Annotated in this window: 9 protein-coding genes; 2 read left to right on the forward strand and 7 right to left on the reverse strand. The window is 71.0% G+C overall.

All coding sequences use genetic code 11. The features are described from left to right. Nucleotides 1-74 precede the first annotated feature (74 nt). The 7 genes from OGH68_RS35275 to iolC form a co-directional block, all read right to left on the reverse strand. Nucleotides 75-1,508, reverse strand: coding sequence for a sugar porter family MFS transporter (locus tag OGH68_RS35275; protein WP_264249651.1), 1,434 nt, complete (start codon nucleotides 1,506-1,508; stop codon nucleotides 75-77). A 9-nt stretch (nucleotides 1,509-1,517) separates the two neighbouring features. Then, nucleotides 1,518-2,468 (reverse strand): sugar phosphate isomerase/epimerase, encoded by a 951-nt coding sequence (locus OGH68_RS35280; RefSeq protein WP_264249652.1) that lies wholly within the window; start codon nucleotides 2,466-2,468, stop codon nucleotides 1,518-1,520. Between the two features lie 89 nt (nucleotides 2,469-2,557). After that, on the reverse strand, nucleotides 2,558-4,054 hold the full coding sequence (locus OGH68_RS35285; RefSeq protein ID WP_264249653.1) for a CoA-acylating methylmalonate-semialdehyde dehydrogenase: 1,497 nt from the start codon (nucleotides 4,052-4,054) through the stop codon (nucleotides 2,558-2,560). 31 nt (nucleotides 4,055-4,085) lie between these two features. Continuing rightward, entirely contained in the window at nucleotides 4,086-5,975 is a 1,890-nt protein-coding gene (gene iolD, locus OGH68_RS35290; protein WP_264249654.1) for a 3D-(3,5/4)-trihydroxycyclohexane-1,2-dione acylhydrolase (decyclizing), read from the reverse strand. Continuing rightward, nucleotides 5,972-6,865 (reverse strand): 5-deoxy-glucuronate isomerase, encoded by an 894-nt coding sequence (iolB, locus tag OGH68_RS35295; protein ID WP_264249655.1) that lies wholly within the window; start codon nucleotides 6,863-6,865, stop codon nucleotides 5,972-5,974. The genes iolD and iolB overlap by 4 nt, the downstream gene beginning before the upstream one ends. Then, a complete protein-coding gene (locus tag OGH68_RS35300) occupies nucleotides 6,862-7,734 on the reverse strand; it encodes an aldolase (protein WP_264249656.1) in 873 nt (290 codons plus the stop codon). The genes iolB and OGH68_RS35300 overlap by 4 nt, the downstream gene beginning before the upstream one ends. Nucleotides 7,735-7,854: 120 nt before the next feature. Continuing rightward, nucleotides 7,855-8,856: a 5-dehydro-2-deoxygluconokinase gene (iolC, locus tag OGH68_RS35305; RefSeq protein ID WP_264249657.1), complete on the reverse strand. Its 1,002-nt coding sequence runs from the start codon at nucleotides 8,854-8,856 to the stop codon at nucleotides 7,855-7,857. A gap of 265 nt (nucleotides 8,857-9,121) precedes the next feature. On the opposite strand from iolC, the gene OGH68_RS35310 reads away from it, so the two are divergent. Both OGH68_RS35310 and OGH68_RS35315 read left to right on the forward strand, forming a co-directional pair. Further along, nucleotides 9,122-10,117: a LacI family DNA-binding transcriptional regulator gene (locus OGH68_RS35310; protein ID WP_264249658.1), complete on the forward strand. Its 996-nt coding sequence runs from the start codon at nucleotides 9,122-9,124 to the stop codon at nucleotides 10,115-10,117. A gap of 316 nt (nucleotides 10,118-10,433) precedes the next feature. Next, on the forward strand, nucleotides 10,434-10,778 hold the full coding sequence (locus OGH68_RS35315) for an STAS domain-containing protein (RefSeq protein WP_264249659.1): 345 nt from the start codon (nucleotides 10,434-10,436) through the stop codon (nucleotides 10,776-10,778). Nucleotides 10,779-10,855: the final 77 nt, after the last annotated feature.

Raw genomic sequence — 10,855 nt, forward strand, 5'->3', positions numbered from 1 at the left:
GGGGGAGGTGAGGGGAGGTGAGGGCGAGGGAGGAGAAGCCCTGTTCGGGCCGTCCGCGCCACCCGGTGCGGGTTTCAGGAGTAGCGATGACGCAGTTCCGTCTCGAGGTTCTCCAGCGTGCGGCCGCGCGTCTCGGGGACGTACAGCTTCACGAAGGCGAGGGACAGGACGCCCGCCGCCACGAACAGGAAGAACGTGGCGGAGATGCCGATGCCCGAGACCAGCGAGGGGAAGACCAGGCCGATCGCGAAGTTGGTCAGCCACAGCACCACGGCCGCGACCCCCATCCCGAAGGCACGCATCCGCATCGGGAAGATCTCCGACAGCATCAGCCAGGTGACCGGCGAGATCGCGCCCTGCTGGAAGGCGAGGAACGTGACCGTCATGGCGAGCACGGCGTAGGCGCGGCCGTCGCCCGAGGGCAACGTCAGAGAGAAGATGCCGATCATGAGCAGGGCGCTGGTCGTGCCGATCTGGCCGCTCATCAGCATCGGCCGCCGGTTGACCCGGCCGAGCAGCCAGATGCCGACGAACGTGGCGAGAACCGAGATCACGCCGTTGGCGATGTTCGCCGTGAGCGCGCTGTCCGCGGCGAATCCGGCGTCGGTGAGGATCTGCGTGCCGTAGTACATGATCGTGTTGACGCCGGTGATCTGCTGCACGATCGCGATGCCGAAGCCGGTGAACATCAGCCTGCGCACCCACGGCGTGGACCGCATGTCCTTCCAGCCGCCGAGCTTCTCCCGCTCGTCCTTGACGGCGAGCGCGGTGACCTCGCTCAGCTCGGCCTCCGCCCGTGCCTGCGACCTGACCTGCTTGAGCACCTCGAAGGCCTCGTTGAAGCGACTCTTGGAGGCAAGCCAGCGCGGGCTCTCCGGCATGACCAGCATGCCGAACCAGAGCACCACCGCCGGGATCGTGGCGATCACGAGCATCCAGCGCCAGACGCCGGCGGACTCGCCGCCCACGTTCGCGATGATCGCGTTCGACGTGAACGCCAGCAGCTGCCCGCTGACGATCATGAGTTCGTTACGGGTGACCAGCGCGCCGCGCCGCTCGGCGGGCGAGATCTCCGCGAGGTAGACGGGCACCGTCACCGACGCGCCGCCGACGGCGAGCCCGAGCACGAAGCGTGCCACCACCATCACCGCGGTGGTCGGGGCGAGGGTGCAGCCGAGCGCGCCGACGAAGAACAGCACGGCCAGCAGGAGGATGTTGCGCCGCCTGCCGCGGGCGTCCGAGAGCCGGCCGCCCACGACCGCCCCGAGCGCGGCGCCGAGCAGCAGGGAACTGGTGACCATGCCCTCCGTGACGGGGGTCAGGCCCAGATCGTCGGTCATGTACGGCAGCGCGCCGTTGATCACTCCGGTGTCGTAGCCGAAGAGCAGCCCGCCGAAAGTGGCGACGACGGTGATGAGCCGCACACGCCGCGAGACCGCGCGCGGTGCGTCGTCGATGAGCAGGGAGGGTGCCGGCGGTTCCACAGTCGCGTCGTCCCTGACGTCCATGGCCGCCTCCTACCGGTGGTTGTTCGGGCGTCGGGTTCCGGTCAGGCCGCAGCCGGCCAGGTGCTCGCGCGTCCGTACGGCGATGGGGAGCGGCACGTCGGGAGCGCACGGGTACAGGTCCTGCTCGACGATCACGAACAGCTCGGCGTCCAGCCGGGACAGTTCTTCGACGACGCCGAGGGGGTCGGGTACCCCGGCGGGCGGAGACACGCACACCCCGCGCCTGACGGCCTCGCCGAAGGACAGGTCCTCGGCGGCGACCTGGGCCAGGACCGCCGGGTCCATCTGCTTGATGTGCACGTAGCCGACACGCTCGCCGAACCGGCGGATCAGGTCGAGGTTGTCACCGCCGCCGTACGCGACGTGCCCGGTGTCCAGACACAGGTTCGTGTAGCGCCCGTCCGACTCGTTCAGCAGCCGCTCGATCTCCGGCTGTGTCTGGATGTGGCTGTCGGCGTGCGGGTGGAGGACGAGCCGTATGTCGTACTCGTCGAGCAGCAGTCTGCCGAGCCGGTCCGCGTTCTTGCCGAAGTCCGCCCATTGCGCGGCGGTCAGCTCTGGGGACTCGGTGAACTCGCCGGTCTTCTCGTCCCGGTACATCGGCGGGATGAGTACGAGGTGGTGGGCGCCCGCGGCCGCGGTCAGGGCGGCGACCTGCCGGACGTGCGCGAGCATCCCGTCCCAGGCCTCGGGGCGGTGCAGCGCGCCGAAGGCGGTGCCGCCGGAGACCTTGAGGCCGCGTACGGCCAGCTCTTCGGCCAGCACGGCCGGGTCGGTCGGGAGGTAGCCGTACGGTCCGAGCTCCAGCCATTCGTAGCCGGCTTGCGCCAGCTCGTCCAGGAAGCGGGTGTACGGGACCTGGTGCTCGTCGTCGGGGAACCAGACGCCCCAGGAATCGGGGGCGGAGCCGAGGCACAGGTTGCCCGCTGCGGTGCGGAGCGGGGACGGCGCCGTTGCCATGGTGTTCAGTCCTTCGGGGAGGGGACGGGGGGCGGTTTCCTGCTGGGGGCTTTCTCCGGGGGTGGTGCGGTGTTGTGGTGGTGCGCGGCTCAGCTGGAGGTGGGGAAGTCGAATCCCGCGGCGACCTTCTGCGCGGGCCGCGGCCAGCGGGTGGTCACGACCTTCGGGCGGGTGCAGAAGCGGACGCCCTCGGGGCCGTGGATCGGGGAGTCGCCGATGAGCGAGTCCTTCCAGCCGCCGAAGGAGTAGTACGACATCGGCACCGGAACCGGTACATTCACGCCGATCATGCCGACCTTGACGTTGCGCTGGAAGCGACGCGCCGCCTCGCCGGAGCCGGTGAACAGCGCGGTGCCGTTGCCGTACGGGTTGGCGTTGATCAGCTCGATCGCCTCGTCGAGCGTGCCGACGCGGACGACGGCGAGGACGGGCCCGAACAGCTCGTCCCGATACGCGTCCATCTCGGCCGTGACGTGATCGAGCAGCGACGGGCCGGTGAAGAAGCCGTCCTCATGGCCGTCGACCTTGAGTCCACGTCCGTCCACGACGACCGTGGCACCCTGCGCGGCGGCGGTGCCGACGGCGTTCTCGACGCGCTGCAGCGACGCCTTGGTGACCAGCGGGCCCATCTCGGTACCGGGCACGTCACCCGGGCCGACCCTGACCTCGCGGGCCTTGCGCTCCAGGGCGGCGACCAGGGCGTCGGCCGCTTCGCCGACCGCCACGGCGACCGACACGGCCATGCAGCGCTCACCGGCGGAGCCGTACGCGCCGGCCGTGATGTGGTTGGCGGCGAACTCCAGATCGGCGTCGGGCAGGACGACGGCGTGGTTCTTCGCGCCGCCGAGCGCCTGGACACGCTTGCCCGCCTTCGTGCCGGTCTCGTGCACGTACTTGGCGACCGGGGTCGAGCCGACGAAGGAGACCGCCTCGATGTCCCGGTGACCGAGGATCGCGTCGACCGCTTCCTTGCCGCCGTGCACGACGTTGAACACACCGTCCGGCAGCCCGGCCCTCCGGTAGAGCCCGGCCACGAAGTTGGCGGCCGACGGGTCGCGCTCGCTCGGCTTCAGGACGAACGTGTTGCCGGTGGCGATGGCGACCGGGTGCATCCACAGGGGCACCATCGCCGGAAAATTGAAGGGCGTGATGCCCGCGACGACACCGAGCGGCTGACGGAAATCGTGCACGTCGACGCCGCGCGACACCTGGTCGGAGAAGCTGCCCTTGAGGACGTCGCCGAGGCCGCACGCGAACTCGACGACCTCACGGCCGCGCACGATCTCGCCGCGCGCGTCGTCGACCGTCTTGCCGTGCTCGGCCGAGATGATCCGGCCCAGCTCCTCCTCGTGCTCCACGAGCAACTGCCGGAAGGCGAACATCACCTGGGTGCGCCGCGTGAGCGACGACTCCGACCAGGTCTCGAAGGCCCGGGAGGCGGCCACGACAGCGGCGTCCACGTCGGCGGCTGTGCCGAGCGCGACCCGCGTCTGCTCCTTCCCGGTGGCCGGATTGAACACCGGCGTGGTGCGGGTTTCCGCGCCGGCGGCCGGCGAGCCGTTGATCCAGTGCTCGATGGTCTTCACGTGAGGGTTCCTTTGCAGAGGTCCGGCGGGCTTACAGGTAGTGGCGTTGTGCGCGCTTGGCGGCGGCGTACGTCTCGTACGCCTCGCGCGTGGAGTCGAGGGCCGAGGTCTGGCTGACCGGCACGTCCCACCAGCCGTGCCCGGGCGGGTTCGGTCCGTACAGGTCGGTCTCGACGTGCACGACGGTGGTGCGGTGGGCGGCCTTCGCCTTCTTCATCGCGGTACGGAACTCGTCGACGGTGGCGGCGTGCAGGACGTCCGCGCCGAGCGAGGCGGCGTTGGCCGCCAGGTCGACGGGGAGCACGTCACCGTCGAGACATCCCGAATCACCGTTGCGGAAGCGGTACTTGGTGCCGAACCGCTGCGAACCCAGCGACTCCGACAGCGCGCCGATCGAGGCGAAGCCATGGTTCTGGACGAGGACGACGACGACCTTCAGCCCCTCGGAGACCATGGTCACGATCTCCTGAGCCATCATCAGGTACGAGCCGTCACCGACGAGGACCACGACCTCCCGCGTGGGATCGGCCATCTTCGCGCCGACACCGGCCGCGACCTCGTACCCCATGCAGGAGTACGCGTACTCCACGTGGTACGCCTTCGGGTCCCGCGCCCGCCACAGCTGCTGGAGGTCACCGGGCAGGGAACCGGCGGCGTTGATGACGACGTCGCGGTCGCCGAGCGTTTCGCCCAGCGCGCCGAGGATCTGCGTCTGGGCGGGCAGTTCACCGGTGTTCCGCCCCGGTGCGAAGCACTCCTCCTCCATCTCCCTCGTCCGGGCGACGAGTGCGCGGGTGCGCTCGCGGTACTCCTGGGAGACCTCCCAGCCGGTGAGGGCTTCCGTGAGGGCCTCGATGCCGAGCCGGGCGTCGGCGACCAGTGGCTCCGCCGAGTGCTTCACCGCGTCCAGACGGGCAACGTTGAGGTTGACGAACGAGACGTCCGGATTGCCGAAGACCGTGTGGCTCGCGGTGGTGAAGTCGGAGTACCGGGTGCCGACACCGAGGACGACATCCGCGTCCTTCGCCAGCTCGTTGGCCGCGTACGACCCGGTCGACCCGATGCCGCCCACCGCGCACGGGTGGTCCCACGGCACCGCACCCTTGCCGGCGTGCGTGTCCGCGACCGGGATGCCCGTGGCTTCGGCGAAGGTGCGCAGCCGGCTCTCGGCGCCGGAGTAGACGGCTCCGCCGCCGGCGACGATCAGCGGCCTCCTGGCGTCGCGCAGAAGAGCGGCGGCCCTTCGCACGGCCGCTTCCTCCGGCACCGGGCGGCCCACATGCCAGACCCGGCGCCGGAAGAAGGCGACCGGCCAGTCGTACGCCTCCGCCTGCACGTCCTGCGGCAGCGCGAGCGTGACGGCGCCGGTCTCGACCGGATCGGTCAGCACCCGCATCGCGGCCAGCGCCGCCGGGATCAGCTGCTCGGGCCGGGAGATCCGGTCGAAGTACTTCGACACGGCCCTGAAGGCGTCGTTGACCGTCACGTCGCCGCCGCGGGTGTCCTCCAGCTGCTGGAGGACCGGGTCGGCCGCCCGTGTCGCGAACATGTCGCTCGGGAGGAGAAGCACCGGAAGCCGGTTGGTGGTGGCGAGCGCCGCGCCCGTGATCATGTTCGTCGAACCGGGCCCGGTCGAGGCGGTACAGGCGAAGGCGGCGAGCCGGTCGCGCATCTTCGCGTACGCCACCGCCGCGTGCACCATGCCCTGCTCGTTGCGGGCCAGGTAGTAGGGGAGGTCGGCCTCGCGCGTGACGGCGGCCTGGAGGAGTGCCTGCCCGATGCCCGCGACATTGCCGTGCCCGAAGATGCCCCAGGTGCCGGGGATCAGCCGCTGCTCCTGGCCGTCGCGCTCGCTGTACTGGTTCGCCAGGAAGCGGACGAGGGCCTGGGCGGTGGTGAGTCGTACGGTCGTCCCGGTCATCGGTCGTCCTCCTGTCCCGCCGCTGCTCCGAACGGGAGCCGGGGGTCGCTCTCCTGGGAGTCCCACGTCGTACGCACCCATCCGTGGGCCGGGTCGTCGCAGATCAGCCATGCGCGGTCCTGGCCGGGGCCCGCCATGACGTTGAGGTAGTAGAGGTCGTAGCCCGGCGCGGCGACCGACGGGCCGTGCCAGCCGTGCGGGATCAGCACGGCGTCACCGGAGCGGACCTCGGCGAGGACGTCGATGGGCCGGTCCGCCGTGCCGTACACGCGCTGGTAGCCGAAGCCGTTCTCGCCCCGGACCTCGAAGTAGTAGATCTCTTCGAGCTCACTCTCGACCGGGTTGCCGTCCGCGTCGGTCAGTGCCTCGTCGTGCTTGTGCGGGGGGTACGACGACCAGTTGCCACCTGGCGTGAGCACCTCGCAGACCAGCAGCTGGTCGGCGTCGAAGGTGCCGGGGAGGCAGTAGTTGTTGACCTGGCGGGAGCAGGTGCCGGCGCCGCGCAGCTCGACCGGCACGTCCTCCTTGCGCCCGTACCGAACGGTCAGGGTCCGCTCGGTACGGGCGGAGGGCAGTGCGAACGTCCCGCCGGACGCGCTGCTGAGGAGCGCCTCCGACTCGCGCGGCAGGTACGCGAAGTCGGTGGCGGAGTCGAACACGCCGGTGCGGCCTTCGAGTTCGAGGACCCGGTCGTCGACGGTGACGGTGCAGCCGCCGCGCAGCGGCAGAACCAGGAACTCGCGGTCGCCGGTGGAGAGGGCGTGGGCCTCGCCCGGTGCCAGGGTGAGGATGTGCAGGCCGGCGTGTTCCCAGCCCGCGGATCCGGGGCTGACGGCGAGGTCGTAGGAACCTTCGGCGGCCGTGCCGGCCGGCAGGTGGTACGTGCTCACAGCAGGCTCACCGCCCGGTCCACGGCACCGGCGACGTCGCCGTCCGAGGGGTAGAGCAGGGAGCGGCCGACGGTCAGGCCCTGCGCGGTCGGGAGCTTGAGCGCCTTGCCCCAGGACGCGAACGCGGCTTCCGCGTCCCTCACCTCGCCGCCGAGCAGCAGCGCGGGCAGCGTCGAGGAGGCGAGGACGCGCTCCATGCCGTCGACGACGGGCAGCTTCAGCCAGGTGTAGGCGGTGCGCCGGCCGAGTCCCGAGGCGATGGTGACCGACCTGATGACGGCGTCGGGGGAGAGGTCGTTGCAGATCCTCCCGTCCTGCCACCGGGACAGAAAGGGCTCGACCATCGCGATGAGCCGACGGTCGTTGAGGTCGTCGACGGCGCGGGCGGTGTTCTCCAGCACGGACGGGGTCGCCGGGTCGTCGAGCGCGATGCGGGTGAGCATCTTGCCGCCGTCGAAGCCCATCGCGGCGATCGTCTCGGCGTCGTACCCGGTGAACCGGTCGTCGACCTCGAACACGGAACCGGCGAGCCCGGCCCGGTTCATGGAGCCGAAGACGCTCTTGCCGTCGAGGACGCCGAGGAGAAGCAGGTCCTCGAGGATGTCGGCGGTGGCCAGGACGCCTGTGACCCCTGGCCGCTCCAGCGCGACGCACATGCGGTCGAGCAGTTCGAAGCGGTCGGCCATGGCGGACGGGTCGGAGCCCACGGCGTTGGCGCCGCGCGCCGGATGGTCGGCGGCGATGATCATCGCCCTGCCGTGCTCGCCGAACGGTGAGGAGGCCTTCACCCGCCGGGCGGCCGCCGCCGCGATGGCACCCGGGTCGTTGACCCTGGTATCCACGATCCGGCTCACTTTGTCGGACAGCACGGTCACACCTCTCGGTTCGGTTCGGCGCAGTCGATGCGGCTCATGTCGGTCACGCCGTTCATGTCCTTCATGTCGTTCACGTCGTGGGTGTCGTTCGTGCCGTACGGGGCGGCTTCGTCGTCATCGGAGCCCGCCCGGCTCGGCCCCCCTCGTGGGGCGCGGAACCGGGGGCGCGTGGCCCGCCGCCTCGCGGAGCTTGGCTTCCACCTCGGCCCCGGTCGGCATCGCCTCGGAGCATGCGAGCCGCCCGGCGACCAGGGCGCCCGCGGCGTTGGCGAAGGAGACGGTCCGCTCGGTGTCCCAGCCGGACAGCAGGCCGTGGCAGAGCGCGCCGCCGAACGCGTCACCGGCGCCGAGCCCGTTCACGACGTCGACCGGGACCGGCGGGATCTCGGCGGTGGAGCCGTCGCGGTCCATGGCGAGCACGCCTTTGGGTCCCTGCTTCACCACGGCGAGTGCGACCCCCGCCGCGAGCAGCGCCTCGGCAGCGGCGTACGGCTCCCGTTCGCCGGTCGCCACCTCGCACTCGTCGAGGTTGCCGACGGCGACGGTCGTGTGGCGGAGGGTTTCGGCGTAGTATGCACGCGCCTTTGCCGGGTCGCGCCAGAACATCGGCCGCCAGTCGAGGTCGAAGACGGTGGTGGAGGACGCGGCCCGGTGACGCAGGGCCGCGAGGGTCGCTGCGCGGCTCGGCTCCTCGCTCAGACCGGTGCCGGTGACCCAGAGGATCCGGGCGGTTCCGATGGCGTCGAAGTCCAGCTCGTCGGGACGTATGTCGAGGTCAGGAGCTTTTGGAAGCCGGTAGAAGTAGAGCGGGAAGTCGTCCGGCGGGAAGATCTCGCAGAACGTGACCGGCGTCGGCGCGATGTCCGACGTCCCGACGAAACGGCTGTCGACCCCGTAGCCGTCCAGGGCTGTGCGTACGAAGTGCCCGAAGGGGTCGGCGCCGGTCTTGGTGATGACGGCGGCGCTGTGCCCGTGGCGGGCGGCCGCGACGGCCACGTTGGTGGGGCTGCCGCCGAGGTACTTGCCGAACGAGGTGACGTCCGCCAGCCCCACGCCCGTCCGGAGCGGGTAGACGTCCACTCCTGCGCGGCCCATGGTCAACACATCGAACGACATCGCGGTGTTTGTCCCTTCGCTCCGGAGACTCCGGGGATTTCTCGGGTGATCCCTGAGGGATGGCGAGTTGCTGGCACGCTCTACTAGCGCGCTCTAGTGGGAGTACGATGGCCTCCGTTCAAATGTCATGTCAATAGGTTGTTGCCACGGGATTTCGTGAGTGGCGGGCCGAGCCCGGGGGAGACCGGCGCACGGGTGCCGACCGGCGGGTTGTTGCGGGAGGATGGATGTACAGGTGGATGTAGCGGGCAAGCAACGGCCCACCATGTCGGACGTGGCAGCGAAGGCGGGGGTGTCCCGGGCGCTGGTGTCGATCGTCTTCCGCAACCAGCCGGGAGCGAGCCAGGAGACCCGCGAGCGGGTCCTGCGCGTCGCCGACGAGATCGGCTATCGACCCGACAGCGCGGCCCGTCTCCTGGCCCGGGGCCGAAGCCGCACCCTCGGCGTCATGCTCACCGTCCACCAGACCTTCCAGGCGGACCTCGTCGAAGGCATCTACCCCGAGGCCGAGCGCCTCGGCTACGACGTTCTGCTTTCCGCCAACGCTCCCGGACGCGACGAGGCCAAGTCCGTCGAGGCCCTGCTCAGTCACCGCTGCGGCGCCCTGATCCTGCTGGGCTCCGGCTCCCAGATCGCCGAACTCGACGCACTGGGCCGGCGCACCGTCGCCGTCTCCGTCGGCCGGCGTGTGCCGGGCGCCCACGTCGACAGCGTCCACACCGCAGAGGGCAAAGGTGTGCGCCAGGCCATGGACCACCTCGTCGAACTGGGCCACCGCCGCATCGTCCACGTCGACGGCGGCCGCGGCCCGGGATCGGCGGAACGCCGCCGCGCGTACCGCGCCGCGATGCGCCGCCACGGCCTCGAGCCGGAGATCCGTGTGATCCCCGGCGACCACACGGAGGAATCGGGCATCGAGGCGGGCCGCCTGCTCGTGGCGGAGCGCGACCGCGGGCAGCCCCTGCCGACAGCGGTCCTCGCGGGCAACGACCGTTGTGCCATGGGTCTGCTGATCACCTTCGCCAGGGCCGGGGTGGAGGTGCCCGGCGAGGTCTCGGTCGTCGGCTACGACGACAGCCACCTTTCCCACCTCATGCCCATCGGCCTGACGACTGTCCGTCAGGACGCGGTGCTCCTCGCCGAGTACGCGGTGCGATTCGCCGTGGAACGCCTGGAGAACGAGGAGCTGGAACCCCGGGAGGCGGTGCTGGATCCGAAGCTGGTGGTACGGGGCACCAGCGGGCCGTGCCGGGAGCGGTGAGCGGGGCCCCTTCCGCCGGCAGGCAGGGGCGAGGGCCCGCTGACCGGGTGCCAGGGCCGGCGCACCGTCGTGCACAGCCGGCTGCGCTGCCTGCTCGGGCCGCAGCCGGCCGTCCCGCCGCGCCGCCCTCCCCAGTGCCGCCCCCGGGCCTGCCTCCCCGGGCCTGCCTCCCCGGGCCTGCCTCCCTGGGCCTGCCTCCCTGGGCCTGGCTCCACGCGCCTGCCTCCCCGGGCCGCCCGCGGCCCGCGGCGGGTCATCGGCGAGCGCCTGAGAGAATGGAGTCGTACAGCCCGTGCTTGCTGCTGAGGAGGTCGCCATGGCAGTCGAGCCCGATCACCCCGCACGCTCCGCGGTCGGATCCGTCCGGATCGCAGAGTCCGACGAGCGGCACGCCGTACTGGCTTTCTCGGGCGTCCTGGATGCACACGTACTGCGAGAACTCGAGGAACGACTCCTCGACCCACATCTGCGACAGGCCCGCACCTGGGTGCTCGAGATGAGCGGGCTCGAGCGGATCGACCTCGCGTGCGCCTACGGCCTGCTCCGCGCCGTGACCGTTGAATCCGCGCCGACCACCGTCACCGTCCGCGGTGCCCGTCGTGGCGTGGTGCGGACCCTGCGGCACGTGGGGCTCGACGCGGTGGCGACGATCGAGACCTGACCGTCGACGGTGAGCGGCCCGTGCGCACCGGATCGCCCAGCGGCGCACCGGTTGCGACCACGACGGAAGGCGACATT

This window comes from Streptomyces peucetius, assembly GCF_025854275.1.
In the GTDB taxonomy this organism is placed as follows: domain Bacteria; phylum Actinomycetota; class Actinomycetes; order Streptomycetales; family Streptomycetaceae; genus Streptomyces; species Streptomyces peucetius_A.

Excerpts from the sequence above, each read along its gene's own strand:
- OGH68_RS35275 (WP_264249651.1), bottom strand. The coding sequence starts at position 1,508 with ATGGACGTCAGGGACGACGCGACTGTGGAACCGCCGGCACCCTCCCTG.
- OGH68_RS35280 (WP_264249652.1), bottom strand. The coding sequence starts at position 2,468 with ATGGCAACGGCGCCGTCCCCGCTCCGCACCGCAGCGGGCAACCTGTGC.
- iolD (WP_264249654.1), bottom strand. The coding sequence starts at position 5,975 with ATGACCGGGACGACCGTACGACTCACCACCGCCCAGGCCCTCGTCCGC.
- iolC (WP_264249657.1), bottom strand. The coding sequence starts at position 8,856 with ATGTCGTTCGATGTGTTGACCATGGGCCGCGCAGGAGTGGACGTCTAC.
- OGH68_RS35310 (WP_264249658.1), top strand. The coding sequence starts at position 9,122 with ATGTCGGACGTGGCAGCGAAGGCGGGGGTGTCCCGGGCGCTGGTGTCG.
- OGH68_RS35315 (WP_264249659.1), top strand. The coding sequence starts at position 10,434 with ATGGCAGTCGAGCCCGATCACCCCGCACGCTCCGCGGTCGGATCCGTC.